The sequence below is a fragment of the Lentiprolixibacter aurantiacus genome (assembly GCF_026241225.1).
In the GTDB taxonomy this organism is placed as follows: Bacteria; Bacteroidota; Bacteroidia; order Flavobacteriales; family Flavobacteriaceae; genus Lentiprolixibacter; species Lentiprolixibacter aurantiacus.
In genome coordinates this window covers 682,478-703,070 of sequence record NZ_JAPFQP010000001.1, presented here as the reverse complement: position 1 = coordinate 703,070, position 20,593 = coordinate 682,478, and the positions used below count along the sequence as shown (strand labels likewise).

At 44.1% G+C, this 20,593-nt stretch carries 23 protein-coding genes; 6 read left to right on the top strand and 17 right to left on the bottom strand.

Going from position 1 to position 20,593, the window contains the following annotated elements; genetic code table 11:
• Window positions 1-30 precede the first annotated feature (30 nt).
• From OO016_RS03085 to OO016_RS03025, 13 genes are all read right to left on the bottom strand, one after another.
• The gene (locus OO016_RS03085; RefSeq protein ID WP_266010741.1) at window positions 31-540 is read right to left on the bottom strand and encodes a hypothetical protein; all 510 of its coding nucleotides are present in this window, start codon (window positions 538-540) and stop codon (window positions 31-33) included.
• 130 nt (window positions 541-670) lie between these two features.
• Window positions 671-1,531, bottom strand: coding sequence for an ATP synthase F1 subunit gamma (atpG, locus tag OO016_RS03080; protein ID WP_266010739.1), 861 nt, complete (start codon window positions 1,529-1,531; stop codon window positions 671-673).
• 25 nt (window positions 1,532-1,556) lie between these two features.
• On the bottom strand, window positions 1,557-3,137 hold the full coding sequence (atpA, locus tag OO016_RS03075; RefSeq protein WP_266010737.1) for a F0F1 ATP synthase subunit alpha: 1,581 nt from the start codon (window positions 3,135-3,137) through the stop codon (window positions 1,557-1,559).
• Between the two features lie 43 nt (window positions 3,138-3,180).
• Window positions 3,181-3,720: an ATP synthase F1 subunit delta gene (gene atpH / locus OO016_RS03070; protein ID WP_266010736.1), complete on the bottom strand. Its 540-nt coding sequence runs from the start codon at window positions 3,718-3,720 to the stop codon at window positions 3,181-3,183.
• A 5-nt stretch (window positions 3,721-3,725) separates the two neighbouring features.
• Window positions 3,726-4,226 (bottom strand): F0F1 ATP synthase subunit B, encoded by a 501-nt coding sequence (locus tag OO016_RS03065; protein WP_266010735.1) that lies wholly within the window; start codon window positions 4,224-4,226, stop codon window positions 3,726-3,728.
• Window positions 4,227-4,303: 77 nt separating this feature from the next.
• Window positions 4,304-4,504, bottom strand: a complete 201-nt coding sequence (gene atpE / locus OO016_RS03060) for an ATP synthase F0 subunit C (RefSeq protein WP_266010734.1) — start codon at window positions 4,502-4,504, stop codon at window positions 4,304-4,306.
• A 31-nt stretch (window positions 4,505-4,535) separates the two neighbouring features.
• Window positions 4,536-5,639, bottom strand: a complete 1,104-nt coding sequence (atpB, locus tag OO016_RS03055) for a F0F1 ATP synthase subunit A (RefSeq protein WP_266010732.1) — start codon at window positions 5,637-5,639, stop codon at window positions 4,536-4,538.
• 102 nt (window positions 5,640-5,741) lie between these two features.
• Window positions 5,742-6,143 (bottom strand): hypothetical protein, encoded by a 402-nt coding sequence (locus tag OO016_RS03050; RefSeq protein WP_266010730.1) that lies wholly within the window; start codon window positions 6,141-6,143, stop codon window positions 5,742-5,744.
• Between the two features lies 1 nt (window position 6,144).
• The gene (locus OO016_RS03045) at window positions 6,145-6,360 is read right to left on the bottom strand and encodes an AtpZ/AtpI family protein (protein ID WP_266010728.1); all 216 of its coding nucleotides are present in this window, start codon (window positions 6,358-6,360) and stop codon (window positions 6,145-6,147) included.
• Window positions 6,361-6,462: 102 nt separating this feature from the next.
• Window positions 6,463-6,930 (bottom strand): bactofilin family protein, encoded by a 468-nt coding sequence (locus tag OO016_RS03040; RefSeq protein ID WP_266010727.1) that lies wholly within the window; start codon window positions 6,928-6,930, stop codon window positions 6,463-6,465.
• A 5-nt stretch (window positions 6,931-6,935) separates the two neighbouring features.
• Complete coding sequence (porW, locus tag OO016_RS03035; RefSeq protein WP_266010726.1) at window positions 6,936-9,494, bottom strand: type IX secretion system periplasmic lipoprotein PorW/SprE; 2,559 nt, start codon at window positions 9,492-9,494, stop codon at window positions 6,936-6,938.
• Between the two features lie 169 nt (window positions 9,495-9,663).
• Complete coding sequence (locus tag OO016_RS03030) at window positions 9,664-10,359, bottom strand: ABC transporter ATP-binding protein (RefSeq protein ID WP_266010725.1); 696 nt, start codon at window positions 10,357-10,359, stop codon at window positions 9,664-9,666.
• A gap of 15 nt (window positions 10,360-10,374) precedes the next feature.
• Window positions 10,375-11,847, bottom strand: a complete 1,473-nt coding sequence (locus tag OO016_RS03025; RefSeq protein ID WP_266010724.1) for a DUF5687 family protein — start codon at window positions 11,845-11,847, stop codon at window positions 10,375-10,377.
• A 119-nt stretch (window positions 11,848-11,966) separates the two neighbouring features.
• Between OO016_RS03025 and OO016_RS03020 the strand changes: the two genes are divergently transcribed.
• The 5 genes from OO016_RS03020 to OO016_RS03000 all read left to right on the top strand — a co-directional run bounded on the left by OO016_RS03020 (window position 11,967) and on the right by OO016_RS03000 (window position 16,447).
• The gene (locus OO016_RS03020) at window positions 11,967-13,016 is read left to right on the top strand and encodes a ferredoxin--NADP reductase (protein WP_266010723.1); all 1,050 of its coding nucleotides are present in this window, start codon (window positions 11,967-11,969) and stop codon (window positions 13,014-13,016) included.
• A gap of 321 nt (window positions 13,017-13,337) precedes the next feature.
• Window positions 13,338-14,030 carry a TIGR04282 family arsenosugar biosynthesis glycosyltransferase gene (locus OO016_RS03015; protein ID WP_266010722.1) on the top strand — a complete coding sequence of 231 codons (693 nt, stop codon included), beginning with the start codon at window positions 13,338-13,340 and terminating at the stop codon, window positions 14,028-14,030.
• Window positions 14,031-14,137: 107 nt separating this feature from the next.
• On the top strand, window positions 14,138-14,473 hold the full coding sequence (locus OO016_RS03010) for an arsenosugar biosynthesis-associated peroxidase-like protein (RefSeq protein WP_158776344.1): 336 nt from the start codon (window positions 14,138-14,140) through the stop codon (window positions 14,471-14,473).
• A 68-nt stretch (window positions 14,474-14,541) separates the two neighbouring features.
• On the top strand, window positions 14,542-15,597 hold the full coding sequence (gene arsS, locus OO016_RS03005; protein WP_266010719.1) for an arsenosugar biosynthesis radical SAM (seleno)protein ArsS: 1,056 nt from the start codon (window positions 14,542-14,544) through the stop codon (window positions 15,595-15,597).
• A gap of 235 nt (window positions 15,598-15,832) precedes the next feature.
• Window positions 15,833-16,447 carry a TetR/AcrR family transcriptional regulator gene (locus OO016_RS03000; protein ID WP_266010717.1) on the top strand — a complete coding sequence of 205 codons (615 nt, stop codon included), beginning with the start codon at window positions 15,833-15,835 and terminating at the stop codon, window positions 16,445-16,447.
• A 12-nt stretch (window positions 16,448-16,459) separates the two neighbouring features.
• Here the strand turns inward: OO016_RS03000 and OO016_RS02995 are convergent, their stop codons facing one another.
• Genes OO016_RS02995 through OO016_RS02985 form a run of 3 tightly spaced genes read right to left on the bottom strand, consistent with a single transcriptional unit; the run spans window position 16,460 to window position 19,058 of the window.
• Window positions 16,460-17,455, bottom strand: coding sequence for a glycosyltransferase family 9 protein (locus OO016_RS02995; RefSeq protein ID WP_266011938.1), 996 nt, complete (start codon window positions 17,453-17,455; stop codon window positions 16,460-16,462).
• Window positions 17,456-17,489: 34 nt separating this feature from the next.
• Window positions 17,490-18,092 carry a DUF4254 domain-containing protein gene (locus OO016_RS02990; RefSeq protein ID WP_266010715.1) on the bottom strand — a complete coding sequence of 201 codons (603 nt, stop codon included), beginning with the start codon at window positions 18,090-18,092 and terminating at the stop codon, window positions 17,490-17,492.
• Window positions 18,093-18,119: 27 nt separating this feature from the next.
• Window positions 18,120-19,058 (bottom strand): hypothetical protein, encoded by a 939-nt coding sequence (locus tag OO016_RS02985; RefSeq protein ID WP_266010713.1) that lies wholly within the window; start codon window positions 19,056-19,058, stop codon window positions 18,120-18,122.
• Between the two features lie 38 nt (window positions 19,059-19,096).
• Here OO016_RS02985 and OO016_RS02980 point away from each other — a divergent pair, with 38 nt between their 5' ends.
• Window positions 19,097-19,318, top strand: a complete 222-nt coding sequence (locus OO016_RS02980; protein WP_266010711.1) for a DUF6341 family protein — start codon at window positions 19,097-19,099, stop codon at window positions 19,316-19,318.
• On the opposite strand, the gene purD is transcribed toward OO016_RS02980, so the two are convergent.
• Window positions 19,313-20,584 carry a phosphoribosylamine--glycine ligase gene (purD, locus tag OO016_RS02975; RefSeq protein ID WP_266010709.1) on the bottom strand — a complete coding sequence of 424 codons (1,272 nt, stop codon included), beginning with the start codon at window positions 20,582-20,584 and terminating at the stop codon, window positions 19,313-19,315. The two genes, OO016_RS02980 and purD, sit on opposite strands and share 6 nt — an antisense overlap.
• Between the last annotated feature and the right edge of the window lie 9 nt (window positions 20,585-20,593).

Below are 20,593 nucleotides of genomic sequence, written 5' to 3'. Positions count from 1 at the left end.
AAATTAGGTATTTAAACCCTACCTACAAAGCTAGTTCATTTCCTTGGAGGGTAATAGGTTTGGCATTTTATCCTTGATACTACCAATCTTTGCGTAGCGAGTTTTACCCTTTTGCAAGTAGGCGATGACCGCTTCATCCGGTTTGAGCTCAAAAGGATATTCCTCTTTTTCAGTGATCTCCCCCGCGGGCTGATTGCCCACTTCCATCATGGGGTCCCCATGCATGATTATATCCGGTTTTTCCGTGCTTTTGCGTTGATATTGGCATTGCAGAAACCGCTTGCCTCCCTCGGCAACCCATTCAGGATCCAGAATATGCCCCCTGAAAAACACCTTTTCGAAAGTAATCTCCTCATCCGATAACAGGGTTAGCGGTATACGTAGTATAAATCCAGAACCACTGCCTTCCCTTCCGCCAGCATATGGAGTACAGCTTGGATTTTCAACAGAGAACGGTGCTTCCTTCACAAGTTTCTTTTGGGAAGAACATCCGGTTAATCCAAAAACCATAACAACCAAAATCGTAAGAGCATATTTCATAGTACAGAAATCATTAAGTGATCTAAATCAAAGATATAAAACCAAAATTGGTGCCAAATTCAAAATGCTGCTATACCAAATAAAAAAACCCTGCTGAAAAGCAGGGTTCAAATATGACCTGTAAAGTAACTTAATTATTCAAAGCTTCAGCTCCACCGACGATCTCCAGGATCTCATTGGTAATGGCCGCCTGTCTCGCTTTGTTGTAAGTAAGAGTAAGCTGATCTTTTAGTTCGGATGCATTATCGGTTGCCTTGTGCATGGCGGTCATCCTTGCCCCGTGCTCGCTCGCGAATGAATCCCGAATTGCTTTGTATAGCTGCGTTTTGAGGGATTTTGGAATAAGCTGGGTCACTATATCCTCCTGAGTAGGTTCAAAGAGGTAATCTGCACCAGTGTGCTCCCCTCCCTCCAAAGGAACAATAGGCAGGAATTGTTCCGTGGTCACGATCTGAGTTGCGGCATTTTTGAAGCGGTTGTATACCAGGACAATCCTGTCGTATACCCCTTCTGAAAATGCATTCATCAATTCCTCGGCGATAAGCGCGGAGTTTTCAAAAGTCAGGTCGTCGTAGATCTCACTGTGATCCCCGGCCATGGTATAACTTTTGCTCAAAAGGTCATTCCCCTTCTTCCCAACGGCCATCATTTCAACTGTAGCCCCCTGGTATTCGGATTCTGCCAGGGAAACACAGTGTTTGATTATGTTGGAATTAAAGGCTCCACAAAGGCCACGATTTGAGGTTATTCCCACAATAAGCACTTTGTTAACCTCCCTTTCCTCAGCGTATTGTCCACCTGCTTCGCTATCCAGACTGGCACTAAGGTTCTGAAGCAGTTCCGTTAGCTTATCAGCATAAGGCCGCATGGCGGTAATAGCATCCTGGGCTTTCTTCAATTTGGCAGCAGACACCATTTTCATGGCACTGGTAATTTGCATGGTTGAGCTTACCGATGCAATCCTGCTGCGTATTTCCTTTAAGTTAGCCATAGGTGTCTTTTATTACCTGATTTTGTTAGCTTTTGTATTTGCCAGCAAGGTCTTTGCATACTTCAGTCAATACTGAAGTTGCCTCATCTGTAAGCTTCCCTGACTTCAGCACGTCCAGTACATCCCTGTGCTTGGCGTTCATAAATTCCAGGAAATCCCTTTCAAATTCTTTTACCTTTTCAACAGGCACATCCCTGAGCAGGTTCTTGGATCCGGCATAGATTATAGCAATCTGATCTTCCACGGTAAACGGATCACTCTGAGCCTGTTTCAGGATCTCCACGTTCCTTCGCCCTTTTTCAATTACATTCAGCGTAGCCGCATCAAGGTCAGAACCAAATTTGGCGAATGCTTCAAGTTCCCTGAACTGAGCCTGGTCCAGCTTAAGTGTACCTGCTACCTTCTTCATGGACTTGATCTGGGCAGATCCACCCACACGGGATACGGAAATACCCACGTTAATCGCAGGGCGTACCCCCTGGTTAAACAAGTCCTGCTCCAGAAATATCTGTCCATCGGTAATGGAAATTACGTTGGTAGGGATATAAGCAGAAACGTCACCTGCCTGGGTTTCGATAATTGGAAGTGCTGTAAGGGACCCCCCTCCTTTTACCATAGGCTTCAATACCTCAGGAAGGTCGTTCATGTTTTTTGCAATATTGTTGTCATCGATGATCTTTGCAGCACGCTCCAGCAACCTTGAGTGCAGGTAAAATACATCACCAGGGTAAGCTTCACGTCCCGGAGGTCTTCTCAAAAGAAGGGATACCTCACGGTAAGCAACTGCCTGTTTTGATAAATCATCGTATATGATCAATGCCGGACGTCCGGTATCGCGGAAGTACTCCCCGATTGCAGCACCTGCAAAAGGTGCGTATACCTGCATTGGTGCAGGGTCTGAGGCATTGGCTGCTACAATGGTGGTGTAAGCCATTGCGCCTTTATCTTCCAGCGTCTTGGCAATGGCCGCAACGGTAGAGGCCTTTTGCCCTACTGCCACGTAAATACAATATACTGGTTCCCCAGCGTCATAAAACTCTTTCTGGTTGATGATGGTATCGATACAAACCGTGGTTTTACCGGTCTGACGGTCACCAATAACCAGCTCCCGCTGCCCTCTTCCAACTGGGATCATGGCATCTACCGCTTTTACCCCGGTTTGCAGGGGTTCGTATACGGGCTGCCTGTAAATAACCCCAGGAGCCTTGCGTTCCAATGGCATTTCGTACAAATCGCCGGAAATCGGTCCTTTTCCATCAATTGGGTTACCCAGGGTATCCACCACGCGGCCAACTATACCTTCACCAACTTTGATGGAGGCAATACGTTGTGTACGTTTTACGGTAGCTCCCTCCTTGATCTCTTTGGAAGGTGCTAACAATACCACACCAACATTATCTTCTTCAAGGTTCAGAACAATTCCTTCCAGGCCTCCTTCAAATTCAACCAGCTCCCCGTACTGGGCATTGGCTAATCCGTAGATACGGGCAATACCATCCCCTACCTGCAATACGGTTCCCACCTCATCAAGGGTTGCACTCGCTTCAAAACCCGATAATTGTTTTTTTAATATTGCTGATACCTCAGCGGCTTTTACTCCTGCCATATCCTAATCTTCTAGATAACTGGTTTTAAAAACCCAATTATGATTAAATGCTATTTGTAAATTCTCTTTTTAATTTTTCCAATTTATTGGCTATACTGGCATTGTACTGCAAATCTCCTACCCGCAACACAAAACCTCCCAGGACATTTTCGTCTACCTGGTTCTCCAGGGTAACTTTATCTCCGGTTATTTTTTCAACCTGTTGTAACAATCTGTCCTGCAAACTTTTATTCAGTGGGACAGCAGTAGTGACATAAGCAACGCGCTCTCCCTTGAATTCTTCATGTAACCTTACATATTGCGCAGCCACTTCGCTCAATAAGGATATCCTTTTCTTGTCAATCAACAGCTCAATAAGGCCATGTCCAAGCTCATGGATATCTTTGAAAACACCAGACAAAATAGATTTCTTGACCTCGCCAGAAATCACAGGGCTTCCAAGCACATCCTTCAATTCACCATTTTCCTGAATGGTGCTGACAACCAGTCGCATATCATTTTCAAGATCTGCGTCGGCCTTTTTATCTATTGCCAGGTCCAGTATGGCCTTGGCGTATCTTACAGCTGCTCTTGAATCACTCATAATGATTAATTCAATTTAATATCCCCCAGCATATCGTCAACGAGCTTGATTTGCTTCTTATCGTCGGACAATTGCTCTTTGATAACTTTTTCAGCGATCTGAAGGGAAAGGTCTGCTACCTGGTTCTTGATATCTGCCACAGCAGCTTTCTTTTCACTTTCAATGGTAGCCTGGGCCTGTTTGATCAATTTATCGCCTTCAACCTGAGCCTGTTCACGGGCATCGGCAACAATTTTATCTTTGATTTCGCGAGCCTCTTTTAGCATTACCTCGCGCTCGGCACGAGCTTCCTGCAACAACTTTTCACTATCTGCCGTGACGTTCTGCATTTCCTTTTTAGCTTCCTCTGCGGCAGCAAGGGCATTCTTAATCCCTTCCTCCCTGTCGTTCACTGCATTGAGGATAGGCTTCCAGGCATATCTCCAAAGCAGGAATAACAAAACGATAAACAATAAGGTTTGCCAGAAAAAAAGGCCTAACGAAAATTCTTCTATTAACTGCTCCATCCTTTGGTATTCTTAGATATTTAACGCATTAAAACAAGCATCCGCAACCAACCGTTGCGGATGTTTGTGTTTTGATCTTAAGCTTCTGCTGTTGCGAACAATGCAGCAAAACCAATACCTTCAATAAGCGCCGCTACGATAAGCATCGCTGTTTGAATCTTACCGTAAGCTTCAGGTTGTCTTGCAATCGCTTCCATAGCCTGGCCACCGATTCTTCCGATACCCACGCCAACACCGATTACGATCAGTCCTGCACCTACAATTCTTGGAATAGACATAATAAATAGCGTTAAAAATTAAACATTCAAATTAGTGTGCCTCTGCATGTTCGTGTTCTTCGGAAGCAAATCCGAAGTACAATGCAGAAAGCATGGTGAAAATATACGCCTGCAACAGCGCCACCAATATCTCGATAAGGGAGATAGCAAATGCCAATCCAAAGGACAATGAACTCCCTATCCAGTTCTTAAACAGGAACATCAACCCAATAAGGCTCATAATTACGATATGCCCTGCCTGCATGTTTGCGTACAAACGGATAAGCAGGGAAAATGGTTTGATGAATATTCCCAGTAATTCAATGGGAACTAAAATAATGTACAATGGAATCTTGGCAATCCAGGGCATGGAATCCCCCAGCGGATCAAAAAGGTGTTTCCAGTAATCCTTGGTCCCGGTCAAATTGGTGATCAGGAATGTAAGGATGGCCAATGCAGTGGTAATAGCGATATTTCCGGTAACATTTACCCCCAGAGGCGTTAAGCCAAACATATTCAGGAACCAGATAAAGAAAAATATAGTCAACAGAAAGGACATATATTTCTTGTACCGCTTCTCCCCTATAGTGGCGATGGCAATGTCATCACGGATATACAATACAATAGGTTCGAAAAATCGCCCTATTCCTTTGGGTATACCTCCATTTTTTGCATAGGATTTAGCCAGCCCCCTGAAAAGCAGGAACATGAGCAGGCCGGTGATCATGATCATAACCACACTCTTAGTCATGGAAAAATCCAGTGGCTTTACATTGGTAGGGTGGTGATCCTCGTCGTATGTAATCGTACCCTGGGCATCGGTCTTGTATATTTTGCTGTGATAGAGCTTGTAAAAGTTTCCGTCTACTTCCGCCAGGGTTTCCCCGTGGTGGAATTTAGAGGAAGAAAAAACCTTTAACCCGTCATCCCAAAGAATAACTGGCAAAGGAAACCCAACATAAACATGTTCCCCATTATCCCTGGTATAAGAAAACAGTGAAAAATCATGGGAATCCTTTAAGTGATGCTGGATGTATTCATCGATCTCCGTCTTCAGGTCCTTATCGTCTCCACCTTCATCACTAGTAGCAAAAACAGAAATATGAAAGAATATTGCTATAGCAAATAGAAGTCCAGTCAAAAATGTTCGTTGCATACCGCTCTGCAAATTGGGTCTCTAAAAATCGGTGCAAATGTAAGGCATTCTCCCAAAAAGAAAAAAGCATTTACCCCATTTATTTAAAAGGGATAGAAGGCTTTAGGAATTGTCAGGCAGATCGATATCCCGGAGCAGTTTCACCAGAGCCATTGTCTCCGCGACAAGGCAGGTGATATAGGGTACGAAAAAGTAAAAGAATTCCACTCTTGAAAGACTTCCATCACGGGAAAAAACAGGTTCAAGAATAACAAAATATGCTGCAAACTTAAGCGCACTGCCAACCATAAAAAGAAATCCAAGATACCTGCTTTGCCGGGCGGCGAATTGAAGCATGGCCAGGTAAATACCTGCTGCCAGCACCAGGTTGAGCAAATAGGCCCAAAATATATTAGGAACTGAGATAGGCCATTCCCTGGCGTATAAGACGCCGTAGTGCAGGACTCCGACAAGGAGCAGGGCAATTATCAGCTGCAACAGGAATATCAGTGCTTTTCGGGTCAAATCAGGAATTTAGGTTTTTGGTCTGTTTCACCACCAGGTACATGGCCACAGCTACTGCGAATAAAGTAAAAAAAACGGTATACGTATTATTCTCCGAAGCGTATTTCTCATCCAGCCACTGCCCAAACCAGGCCCCAAGGTATATAATAACCCCCATTTGTACGGCGATCCCGCTCAGGCTAAGCCAGTATCTGGATTTTTTCTTGGGTTTAGGCATAAGTGTACGCTTTGGCGACTTTACTTTCCTTAGTTGAGGTAACCTTTACAGAAAAATAACGACCAGGATTGATCCAGTTGGTCTGGATGCCGTGAGGTTTTCCTAAATTCTCGCTTTCTCTCCTGGATTCTTTGGTGTTGGGGCATTTGGCTTTGCCGCTCCCTGAACGTCAGACCCGGCGGATCCGGAAGTACTGCTTCCAAGACCGGATTTGCCTTTCATGGTACAGGAAGCATTAAAAGTTGCCCCGGGCTCCACGGCCAGTTTAGTTACGGAAACTGTTCCCTCGATAACTGCAGAGGCTTTCAACGAAAGCAAATCCGAAACCAATAGTTCCCCGTTAAAGCTACCTTCTATGTCCGCATTAACACACTCCACTTTTCCGTGGATATATCCTCCTTTTCCGATGACTACTTTCCCAGAGGTTTTTACATTTCCATCCAGTTTGCCATCAATACGGAAGTCCGCCTCCGAAATAATATCGCCCTTTATTTTGGTGTTCTTTTCAATTCTGTTGGGTTGTCCGCCAATTTCATTCATAGTTCTAGGTTTTTTGTTATCGGAAAACATTTTGTTTATGGTTTTGGGGTTAACATTTTGTCCTTGTACAAGGCCAGGTTTTTATGAACCTGGATGATTTTATAGTTAGTCGATAAAATTACGAAATTCTCCAGATCAATCCTGTAATCCTTATTGTTTTTAAGGAGTTCCACATATCCCAGGGCAAAGTCCCTCGACGCAAAGCCATGCACCACTATAAACTGATCTTCCAGATTGTAGATGTCCCGGGAAACCACATTTTTATACCTCAGGTCTTTTATGGATTTCTCCAGTTTCTCCTTTAGTTTAAGTGCGGCTTCATTACGGTTTCGTTTAAACGGGAATACCACCTTCCAATTATCTGCTTTAGGTGCCTGACCCGCATCAATAAATTCCTTGTTTTCCAATTTGGGCAATTGCTCCGCAATCATTTGCTGGGCTTTCTTGCCCTCAGGGTTATTGGGATAGTTCAAAGCCACATAGTTCAGCGCTTCACTGAACTCTGTAAATCCCTGTAACCGCCCAATAGCATTGGCCTTCAGCATTTCGAACTTGGGAACCATGGGATCTCCGGCATATTGATTGATCTGTTCCTGAGTCCCCGTTATTACCTGTAGGAATTCCTGGTCTCTGAAAAGCTTGTAAAGCTTCAAATACTGGGCTTCCGGAGTATCCTCAGATGCGGACAATTGGGCCTGCGGATTAAGCAAAATCAGTGCATAGCGGGAGTCCGGGTGCTCTTTTAATATCCTTTCTTTCATCCCGGCAGCCAGTGGACTTCCTGATTCCTCATATACCTTGTAGAGGTTGTATTTGGATGGAAGGACAAGCCTTTTTTCCGGATTACGGGCAAGTACCTGTTCCAGTTTATTGGCGGCCAGTAGATTCTCCCTGAATTTTTCCTTGTAGATCAATCCAAGCTGATAGTTGGCAAAATTTCGTTCTGTTCGGAGACTGTCTATTAGCTTTTCCTCATCAGGGATCAGGCTGAGGTAATAATCGACAGAATATTTCTGGCCATCCGATAACCCTCCTGCTCCTGCTGTGTCACCGGCAGCTTCTAGTTCACCGGTAGCTTCGGAAGGAAGTACCCGGCTCTTGTTGCTCCAGCGCCAATCGTCTTCAAGGGCCCTTTCGCCCCATTTATTGCGAAATTCATTTTTGCCGTAGCCCAGGCTGGTTATATTGTAGAAATAGAATTTACCCTTGTTCTCCTTGCCTCCTTTGGTTTCAGCAAAAGCCGCAAATCCGGCAGTCACACGGGCCTCTTCCTTCTTCGCAGCAGCCTCTTCCCGGGCTTTCAAATCGGCAATATACTGGTCAAAATAGCTCCGGCGCTCGGCATCGCTCATTTCATAGAGGGTAATTACACTATCTGCGTTCTGAACGATCTCCTCATATTCGATCACGTCTTCCAGGTTGTCCCGTTTTTTTTTGATCGACCTGAATTTTTTGCTATTCTCAGAGAGGTTAGTAAGTACACTGTCGTAGTAAGCCCCGGCGATACTGTATTTGTTTTCATCAAAGTGATAATCGGCCAGATCTTCATAATTAAGGGCGTTCAGTTGAGGCGTATTCCTGGTTAGCCTGAGGGATTTGTTGTAATTAACCAGAGCCATGCTGTCCTCCTCAAAGGTGGCATAGTACACTGCCAGTTCCCTGTATATTTTATCCAGAAAGGGGCGGTTTTCCCGGTTTTCCTCCAGGTCCGTCAGGTATTCCAGCATGTCTTCCCGGTTTTCCGGGCCAAGCGGTATGTTTTGAATTTTCTGAATATGGGCGTTGATCATGTAAACCCTGGGGGTTCTGCGATTAAGCGATATGATCTTGTCGAATGCCAGATTAGCACTGTCCTTAAAGCCAAGCTGATTGTATAGCTGCCCCAAAATGAAAAGGTAGCGGCCTTTATCATCACCCTTTTTGGTATAGGCCTGGGCTATTTTCAATTGCTGTATGGCGGTATCCGGGGCGTTGAGGTTAATATAGGCCTGGGCCATAATAGCCCTGGCGTCTGCGTATTCCTGGTCTTTTAACCTTTCATATCGAAACAACCGCTTTAAGTTCTTTAAAGCCAGTTCTTCATTGCCTAACCTAATATTGGTTTTTTCCCTCCAGATGGTTGCCTCATTAAATTTGTCGCTATTTCCTGATTTTCGCAGGACATAATTGAACGCCTCCAGAGCAGGCACATAGCGCTGATCAAAATAACGGGCTTTCCCTAACAGTAAAAAAGCTTCATCGGCCTGGGGATTGCGCTCTTCATTGTCAATCTCCATCCCGTGTTTTTGTATGGCCTTGGTAGCTTTTTCCTCAGCCCTGATAAAATTGGGCTTATTGTCTTCAGAATCGAGTTTGATATCTTCAGACACCTGAAGTCGTTCTACGGGAAGAATGTCCCAGTAGTTGTCCTGGTAAGTGGCATTAAGTTGTTCACGACCTTCCTCAAAGGAGAGGTCACCATTGTACAGTACATTGTACTTGGTATTAAGCGCGTGCCAGTTGCGATTTAAAAATGCGTCTTTCTTGGTAGAACAAGCGTTAAAAAGGATGCCCCCAAGAACACCAGCGAACAAAAGTGAATATCGAAGCTTCAAGGTTGTTGGTATTCTTATAAAAACTAAACTGAAAAAGCTTTGGATTATTATACCGGGCAACCGAAATATGCAAGGAATTCCTGCCGGTTCTAATTCAGGGGATTACCAATTTGGCATTCCCAACGATATTTTCCCCGCAAAAACCATATTTGAAGATGGTGCAGGAAGACTAACCCGCAAAGAAGCTTTCCAGTTCTCTAAGGGTCTCCTTGGAGGTGGCAATGTCCTTAACAATTTCCCCCTTGTTGAGCACAACGATACGTTCGCAAACCTCGGTAACATGCATAAGGTCGTGGCTGGAAACCAGGATGGTCACATCCTTGTTCGCTGCCAGGTCCCTGATAATTGCCTTGAGGCGTATCTGAGTTGTGGGATCCAGGTTGGCAAAGGGCTCATCCAGGATAATCACCTCGGGGTCCCCAATAAAAGAAGCTACAATTCCTACTTTTTTCTGGTTTCCCTTGGACAGGTCACGCAGGTATTTCTTCTGACCCAGTATTTCCCCGTGAAAAAAATCTTCAAATGGGGCAAGCATCGCATCCACATCTGCCTTGTTGCGCCCTCTTAGTTCCCCTATGAAATAAAAGTATTCTTCAGGAGTAAGGTAGCCAATCAGGAAGGATTCATCTATAAATGCAGAGGTAAAAGGCTTCCAGTCTTCACTTTTGGCCACTTCAATCTCATTGTTCAGTACTTTTCCTGTGGTAGGTTGTATAAGGTCCAGCAGCAAACTGAAAAAAGTGGTCTTTCCAGCTCCGTTGTTTCCCACAAGTCCAAAACTCTGCCCCTTTGGGATATCCAGGTTTTCCAGGTTCAGGACCGTCTGCTCCCCATAAGTTTTACTAAGGTTTTCTGCCTTGATCATAGTACAATTCTCTTTTTAGGTATTCTGCTTGTAAGCCAGCAGCGTTTTGTATTTTTCCTTTTTATAGATCTTTTCAATTTTCCGGAACACCAAATCCTTAAAGGCAAAGCCTATAATCCCTGAGAGGGCTACCAGTGCATATCCCACAGTTGGATTTACCAGGTAATGCCCAAGGGCGTATACCGCAAGGGGTAACAACAATTTGGGAAGGGTTAACAGTAATGTTTTGGCATTGAAAGCCTGTTTGTCGCCGAAAGCCTTTTTATTTGAAGTGAGGTCAATAGGAGTTTTAATGTAGGCCCCACCCCAAAGTACCAGGTATGAATTTACCCCAATATTATAAATGGCGCCAACCACTATGGCCATATAGGCCTCCCAGCCAAAATACAGGTAGAATGCGCTTACCAGGGTGCTTAGTATGGTAGCTATGATAACCAGGTACCACTTGGAGCTCAGGTATTCCCTGTATTGGATATTCTGGCTCATTATCAGCGGATAGTAAGAGCTGTCCCAGCTGGGCACGAACTGCCCGAAGCTGAAAAGGAATCCGCCGGAAACAAAAATCCCTGCAAATATCCTCCATACCGGGTTTTCATAAGCCTCAATGGAATTGGTAAAAAACAATAGCCCGTAGAACAGGAACAAAACACTCATAATTACAGTTGTTTTGGACCGTTTGTTGCGCCTTATGAGCTTAATATCATTTTGAAGGAAGGTTCCAAGGCTGCCAAACCTGCTTAACCAGGTATAATTCTCTGTTTTGGCCACTACCTGCTTGGTTGCAAGACCCCCGTCCAGGTACATGTGCTTTTTAAAATATCCGAAAGACGCATAAACCATAAATATGAGTAACACCCAGGGTATTAATGCATACCAGGGCTGGTTGTAAAGGGCATCAAACAGGTGAACAGTATAGGCTGTTATATCGAACCAGCCATAATACTGGCAAATGCCAAGCCCTACCAATATCACAACAACCGGATAGAACACGCTATCCTTGTTATTCATCATGATATTGAGGAAGTTATTGGTAAAAAAAAGCGCAAAGATCCCCAGGTGCCACCCTACTACACCAATAGGATCATATCCTTCAACCAGTAATATGATCGAAAAAGGGACAAAGAAAAAGGCGTGCATCAGATTGAAAAAGGAAAACAGGGTTTTGCCAAGTGAATACTGTACTACCTGGCTTTTCCTGAAAGGCAGGTACAGCAGTGGCCTTATATTCATTATGGGCATTTTCTGCAAGACATAGCGGATATAAATGTCCGCTACCAGATAGTAGATCATGAACCCATTAACTACCTGAAGGGGATCCCCGAGGCCTGATTTGTCTATGATATAAAATGACCCCAATCCGAGCGCGAGGAATACCACGATGAAATAAAGTGCCCCAAAAATCATCAGGATCTTGAAGCCAATATTAGTTTTAAAGGAAGCGGATCTGAAAAAAGATTTCCACTGGAGGTTGATGAAGTGTCTGAACATTTCCCTGTTCTGTTGAGTCAATCCGTTAGTAGGGTAAAGATATATTTTGTTACACTTTTAACCTATTTTTTGGGAAAGGCCTCCTTTGCAATGCTTAGTTTTGCCGAAAAATTGCGTAAATGAGTACTTTTTATCCCCTGACGGTAAGTCAGATACAAACCCTTACCCCCAATGCTGTAGCCATAACTTTTGCCATTGGCGAAGAAAACAGAAATGCGTTCCAATTTAAGGCAGGTCAATATATTACTATTAAAAAAGAGATTTCCGGCACAGAACTAAGGCGTTCCTATTCTATAAGCTCTGCTCCGGAAAATATGGAGATTACAATTGGTGTAAAACGGGTAGACGGTGGTGGTTTTTCTGATTTTGCCAACAATAATCTTAAGGAAGGTGATGTCCTTGAAGTAAGTGCTCCTGAAGGACGGTTTATTTTCGATAGCAGTGAAAAAAGGGATGTAATTGCTTTTGCAGCGGGAAGCGGGATAACCCCAATCATGAGCATCGCCAGGACGGTCCTTAACAATCATCCTGAAAGCAGGTTTGTCCTCATCTACGGAAATCAGAACAGGTCAGAAACAATGTTCTACGATGAACTACAGGAGCTTCAAAAGGAATATACTGATCGTTTTATTATGCAAATGGTCTACAGTCGCAGTCGGGAAGACGATGCACTTTTTGGCCGTATTGATACTTCTGTTGTAAATTTTGCCCTTAAGAACAAGTTTAAGGAATACGAGTTCGACAATTATTACCTTTGTGGGCCGGAGTCCATGATCAATGTAGTGCGTAATGTGCTGGATAAGAAGGGGATTTCATCAGAAAAAGTATTTTTTGAGCTGTTTACCAGCTCAACAGATGAGCAAGAACAAAATACAATGATAGAAGAAGGTAAAACCAGGCTAACGATTATTCTTGATGATGAAGAGCAGCAGATTGTAATGGATCGCAAGCAAACTGTTCTTGATGCGGTACTCAAGGCAGATATTGACGCTCCCTATTCCTGTCAGGGCGGAATCTGCAGTACTTGCATTGCCAGGATCAGCAATGGGGAGGCAATTATGGAAAAGAACCAGATCCTCACAGACGGCGAGATTGCAGATGGCTTTGTATTAACCTGCCAGGCACACCCCACTACTCCTGAGCTTACGGTTGATTACGACGACGTATAATCTGGTAGTTGATTTTCTGTTTTTTTATAGCTTCCAAAACAAAATTTATGCATTTGGACGGACGCGCTAATTGCGGAATAACAGACTCCGTGGTTTGTTTGCCTTCCTGATCAGTCCAAAAATGAATTTCCGGCACCTTTTAACCGAGAATTTGGGAAAAAGAACCGATATTCCTCAAATTACAGCTTAGTCGCAACTATGGATAATCCGACCAGGCAGTCGGTTATGGCAGTTCATCCGAAACTGTGATTGTCTTTGTTAATTTGATAAAGCCTTCCTTTTATCTCGGTATATAGTTGTAAGTTAGGGGAAAATAAAAGCATGGGGGCTAAGCACCAAAAACGCATTGCCTTATTGATTTTTGCCTTATCTCCGGAAGCAGAACTGCAGCAAAAGGGTTTAACCGGAGAAACGGGATTGTATACCCTCCTGAACCAGCATACGCTTAAGTTGGCCAATGCACTGGGAACCCCCTATTTCCATTTTACGGAAAAAGAACAGCAAGGAGGTAGCTTTGGTGAGCGCTATACCAATGCCATTAAGGAAATATTCTCAAGGGGCTTTGACGGTATCATCACTATAGGCAATGATACCCCTGGCCTTAGCAGCCGTCACCTTCAAACAGCATTTAAAAACCTGCTTGCGGGAAATTCGGTGATAGGGCCAAGTGCAGATGGAGGTTTTTACCTTCTGGCCATACCCAGATCTTCTTTTTCCGAAGAAGCATTTTTATCCGTTTCCTGGAAAACGAGCCGGGTTTTCCGGCAGATGCAGCATTGCCTGCAGGAAAAAAATAGCAGGCTTTGGGTATTGAATACCCTGGGCGATCTCGATAGTAGGTCAGATATTGCCATTGTACTGGATAAATTCATAAAAATACCTTCTGGCATCAGGAGGGCTTTAATGAAGGTACGCCTCAACGGCTTCAGCGCTAAGGATGCCTTTATTTTCTTCTATTCTTTTCATCCCCATACCCGGATTCTAAACAGGGGGTCACCGGTTCTGGCTGCCTGAGGCCGACCCGTCTTAAAACAGACCTTTATTATCCAATTAACCGGGATGAGATATACCCTGTTTGATCAATTCCCTATTCATTTAACTATTGCTAAAAAGTATATACCATGGCAAATTCATATTACGACCCTGCCGATTTGAGGAAATTCGGTAAAATCACCGAATGGAGTGAAGAACTCGGAACCAAGTTTTTCGATTACTACGGAAAAGTATTCGAAGAAGGGGCGCTTAGTGCCCGTGAAAAATCATTAATTGCCCTTGCCGTAGCCCATGTTGTAAAATGTCCTTATTGTATAGACGCCTATACCAAGGATGGCCTTCAGAGAGGCATTACCAAGGAGGAAATGATGGAAGCTGTACATGCTGGTGCGGCTATCGAAAGCGGGGCTACCCTCGTGCACGGCGTACAAATGATGAATAAATACAACAAGCTTTCCATGTAAAAAGCTGATCGGTTGTAAGGATTGGAAATTCTTTGCGGCCTTATGTTTGTTTACTATTAATTGCTACTATGAAAACGAAATCGCTCAGGGCCAGGCACAACAAACTGGCTGATACCCATACACAACTGGATATCCTTAATGGATCTGTGTTTGCCGAAGGGGAATTGCCTTATTTTAAAGACAAACTAATGGAGAGCGGCCAATTTCCATTAAAACCTAAAAAATTAGAAATCCTGCAGATCAATGTCGGCTATATGTGCAACCAGGTCTGCGAACATTGCCATGTGGATGCGGGTCCGGACCGGAAGGAGATCATGACCCGGGAAACCATGGAAGAATGCCTTAAGGTTATACTAAATACAGGTGCACACACCCTGGACCTGACGGGGGGAGCCCCTGAAATGAATCCGAATTTTCGCTGGTTTGTGGAAGAGGCCTCCAAAGCCGGGATTCAGGATTTCATTGTGAGGTCTAACCTGACGATCATCCGGGCCAACAAGAAGTACCACGACCTGCCTGATTTCTTTAAAAAATACAACATACACGTTGTGTCTTCAATGCCGCATTATACCCGTGGTAAAACGGATAAACAGAGGGGTGATGGTGTTTTCGACAAATCCATTATCGCACTTCAGCAACTGAATGCTGTTGGTTATGGAATGCCAGATAGTGATCTCAGGCTGGATCTGGTCTATAATCCATCCGGTGCCTTCCTGCCCGGAGACCAGGCCGCCCTGGAAAAAGACTTCAAAAAGGCACTGAAGGAAGATTTTGATATTGACTTCCACAACTTGTTCGCAATCACCAATCTGCCCATATCCCGTTTCCTGGATTACCTGATTGCTTCAGAGAATTATGAAGATTATATGTATGCCCTGGTAGAGGCATACAACCCTGCGGCTGTTGAAAACGTGATGTGCACCAATACCCTTTCGGTTAGTTGGGATGGATGGTTATATGATTGCGACTTCAACCAGATGCTGGATTTAAAGGTGCAGAGTAAGGTAAACCACATTAGCGATTATAATGAATCCCTGCTTGAAAATCGAAGCATATTTATTTCCCAGCATTGTTATGGCTGTACCGCTGGTTCAGGAAGTAGTTGTCAGGGTACCGTTACATGAAAAAACGATTCTGAAACGGAGATTTTCTTTTCCTTTTTGAGGATAACCTGCCGTTTATCGATCATTTTTACCGACTAAGTGGTCGGTGCAATTTGTAAATTTTGTGTAGTTAGTCGGATTTTGAACCGCTCGTCGATTTTTTCTGTTCATACATCCTTTTATACTCCCCACCCCTGCACTTCCGGGGTTTTAGTAATAGACCCGATGGTCTTTTAAAACTTAAAACCCGAATCTGATGGATAAGAACCTCAAACGCATGGCTACCATGCACAGGATGCAAGTCACCGGTCTGGAATTGTTCTATGAACAAGGCTATTACAACACCAGTGTTGACGATATTTTAAAATCCCTGGAACTTTCCAAAGGGGCTTTCTATTACCACTTCCAGTCCAAGGAAGATTTCTTTATCAGTATTATTCAAAACCTCATTGTACAAAAAGTATACGGTACCTTGATTGAGCCTATTGAGGGAAAAGAAAATCCGCTTACTGTTATCGAGAAATGTCTGGACAATTCTTTGCAAACTGCCGAAAATAATGAAATGGATTACGGTTTTGTAGTACATAATTTCCTTACGGAGTTTAATGGCAGGAACGAAACCATTAGCCGTTATCTCAGGGATATCCTTAAAATATGGGAAGTAAACCTGATTACCCTGCTTCAAAAAGGGAAAACAGATGGTTATGTAATCCGACACGTCAACAGTGAAGCGGCGGCCAGTTTTATTATTTCTTCCTACATGGGAATCCGGACGCTTATGGTAGAGGGAAATCCAAGGATCCTGCGTTACAATTATATTTCCCAGTTAAGAAGCTATCTGAATACCATGGTTCAGCGTGAACTGGCCTGAGCAGATCTAATTTCAGGATAATACGGAATAGACCTTGTTCAGAACCTGTTCCGGGAGAATGGTTTCCATAACGTGTTCATAGCCTTTGGGAACCTTTTTCCCGTAAATGGAGGTGGGTATCAATGGATATCGGCTGCGATCTGATGTCAGCGCATAATCAGGATCCTGCCCAAAGGGATAAAAGCCGGCATAGGGGTGTGTAACCCCCCAGAGGGTGATGGTTGGAATTCCATACATGGCCGAAAGATGGGCGTTGGCACTATCCATGGAAATCATAAGATCAAGGTGTGATATCAATTCCAGCTCCTGTGACAAGTCTACCACCCCTGCCATATTAACCACATTCCGGGATTTATTGGCTGTTTTTATCATGGAGGACCTATCCTCTTCACCACCAAAAAGGAATATTTTATACTTATTGGTATTATCTAATCCCTTGATCACCTCCTCCATCAGTTTGTACGGGTAGGTTTTTCCAGGAAAGGCAGCGAAGGGCGCAATTCCTATCCATTTTTGCCTATTATCCTTTCCAATCAAACCCAGGGTCTGCTGCGATAAGGCTTTTTGTTCAAGAGGTTTAACGGTGGGGAGTTGCAGAGGGTATCCCAGGGAGTCGAAAACTTCGCAATAACGCTGCAGGGTACTCTTTAAGGGCTTAAATTCCTTGTTCTTTGCTGAGGTAAGGGCTCTCTTTTCTCTCCGTCCCTTGTTGATCTGTGCAAAAGGCACTTTGGCCAGTCGGAAATACCGCTTTAAAATGTTGCTGCGCAGAACGTTGTGCAGATCGGCCACTGCAGATATAGGATATTCCATTAACTCCTTGTGAAGTTTCCAAAGTCCCTTGAGGCCTTTGTGGCGACCATTGACATCTGCAATAAAGACCTGCAGGTTCGGGATCCCTTCAAATATGGGGGTCAATGGCTCTTTCGTAAGCATGATTATCCGTAGTTCGGGGTGTTGTTTTACCAGGGCGTTGAGAACTGGAGCGGTCATGGCAACATCTCCCATGGCCGATAATCGGATAACCAGTAAAAAGCGGGGGTTATTTTTCACCTCGGAGGACAGGGTTTAACTCCTCATCATTGTACATTTTCATTTGCTTGTAAACCTTCATGTATTTATTGCCAGCCTCAATGTCTAACAATAACTGGTCTATAGCTAGCGATAAATCTATTTTTTGTTGCAACAGCACGTCCAGCTTAGTTTTGCAGTTCTGCCTGTGGGTGTCGCTCGCGTCCTTCCGATCAACTTCCTCCTGCATATGGTAGATTTTAAGGGCCAGGATAGATAATCTGTCTACCGCCCATGCAGGGCTCTCCGTATTGATCGTGGCGTTTTCCTTAATTTGAACCGATCGGTATTTATTCAGAAAATAGCTGTCAATATACTCAACCAGATCGGTCCGATCCTGGTTGCTGGCGTCTATTTTTCTTTTGAGGACCAGCGCATCTTCAGGATTAATTTCCGGGTCCCTGATCAGGTCTTCATAATGCCATTGGACCGTGTCTATCCAGTTTTTTCTATAGAGCAGGTGGGCAATGTCGTCGTTTGGATACGGATTCTCAAATGGCTGGTCCACATCATCCTTTATGTGGTAGTCCTCAATACACTTTTCGAAAATTTGAAAGGCAGATTCACTGAACATAATGAAATAATTTGCACAAAGATACCCTTAATTCACAACATGTTGGGCAATCCAGGTTATCAAAGGAATTAATACGGTAAAAGTCAGGAATACTTCCTTCAATCTCGTGCGTTTGATGGTCTCCACATACTTGGTAACCAGTGTGGCTCCAGGGAAGAATGTAATAAAAACAGGGAATGCACTGGGAGAAGTTTCCAGCATTGTAACCAGAAGACCCACAATAAAACACACAACTATCAGGCGCATGCTCAGTATCCTACCCAGGCCCAGTTTACCTATTCTTGCAAAGGCGAGAAGCCCTGTAACCAGGACTAAGAGCACATAACCTATTATTTTTATCCCGTGGGGTTCTGCATACAACAGGTCCAACTTAAGGTCTATGGTAAAGGAGAAATGGTCTGAAAGATAGGTTGTATTTCCCGAAAGAGACAGAATAGCGAACAGGATGGAAAGCACTGTTGTAGCAGCTGCAATGGGGATCAGCCAGTTCCTGAAATTTTTGGGCTCATACATATAGATCGCAATAAATACCAGGGCCATGAAGACCAGGGCCCAGTCATAAAAAATACTGGCAGTAACGATCCATAATGAAGCATCGAACAGTTTTAGTTTAACATTGCGCAACGAACGCAAACTAACGATACGCCTGAACGCCAGTGAAATAAAAAATCCACAAAAAATGGCATTGGTGTCCCGCAATACCTCCGGGAAAAAGGCTATAAACAGCGTAAAGAACAATATAGCATAGGTGCTGGATTCCGTTATTTGATTGCGCTTTACTACAAAATTGACAACAAAAAGGGTAAACATCAGAAAACCCAGTGCGATGGTTTTCCAAACCCAGTTGGCCAACGAAAATGCCTGTTCAAAAAGATAAAAGTTGACTGCCCAGTAGATTACGAACAGTATGGATAGCAGGATGATGTAATTAATCGGTTTTGTTTTGCCAAAAACACTTGATATCATCCCCGTATTTTATATTTTTGCCCGTAAAGATAACCAAGATGAGAGCATTTTTTGAGGGCATAGAGGATTTATTCGTTAACGGATTATTCTTCCCCTATGACTTTTTTCGGTTCATGGAAAACTGGTGGACTTCCAATATCATAAACTGGACCTTTATCGTAATAGGCGCAATTGCTATGGTTTACTGGCTTGGCCAGCTTAAGAAATACGATGCCAGCGGAGAGGAAGATAAAAGCATCACCGCACACTCTTACCTATAGATCAAATCCGATGTCTTTTCGGTAATACATTTTCTCAAAGTCGATATTTGCGAGGTTCTCGTATGATTTGGCCAGCGCCTGCTGCTGGTTTTCCCCAAAACAGGTAACCGCCAGCACTCTGCCCCCGTTTGTAAGGACCTGACCGCTTTCTGATCGCGTTCCTGCATGGAATACCAGGGCATCTTCAATGTTTTCAAGGCCGTGGATAGCATACCCTTTGTTGTAGGCTTCCGGATACCCTCCTGAAACTGCCATAACCGTAGTGGCTGTTCGCTTATCGATCTCCAGTTCAACCTCATCCAGTTTACCTTCATGTACCGCAAGCAAGAGGGATATCATATCACTTTTAAGCCTGGGCAGCACAACTTCGGTTTCCGGGTCTCCCATGCGAACGTTATACTCAATAACTTTAGGGTTGCCCCCAACATTGATCAATCCTATGAATATAAATCCTTTATACGGGAGTTGGTCCGCTTCCAGACCCCTTACTGTTGGAATTACAATCTGCCGGCGGACTTTATCCATAAAAGATTCGTCGGCAAAAGGAACGGGAGAAATGGCGCCCATTCCCCCGGTGTTGAGTCCGGTATCCCCTTCCCCAATACGTTTGTAGTCTTTGGCTGTTGGCAAAATTTTGAAATTCCTCCCATCGGTAAGCACAAAACAACTCAATTCTATTCCATCCAGAAACTCCTCGATAACCACAGTGGCACTGGCAGCGCCAAACTTGGCGTCCTGCAGCATAGCTTTTAATTCCTGCTTTGCCTCATTGAGGTCCTGAAGGATAAGGACTCCTTTGCCTGCAGCGAGCCCATCAGCCTTAAGAACATAGGGAGGAGAGAGGGTTTCCAGGAAGGCATAACCGTCTTCCAGGGTATCTTTGGTAAAGCTTTGATATGCGGCTGTTGGAATATTGTGGCGCCACATAAAGGCTTTGGCAAACTCCTTGCTCCCTTCAAGCTGAGCGGCCTCCTTTTGAGGCCCTATCACGGGTATATGGGCAATTTCCCTGTCGTCCAGGAAATAATCGTGAATACCATTTACCAGCGGATCTTCGGGTCCAACTATTACCATGTCGATCTGATGCTCGAGGACAGCTGCCTTTATGGAGTCAAAGTCATTTACCGCAATAGGCAGGTTTACTCCTAAGCCTGATGTACCGGCATTTCCAGGAGCTATATAGAGTTGGTTCAATTGTTTGCTTTGCGCGATTTTCCAGGCAAATGTGTGTTCTCTTCCGCCCGATCCGAGTATTAAAATATTCATGCCGAAATG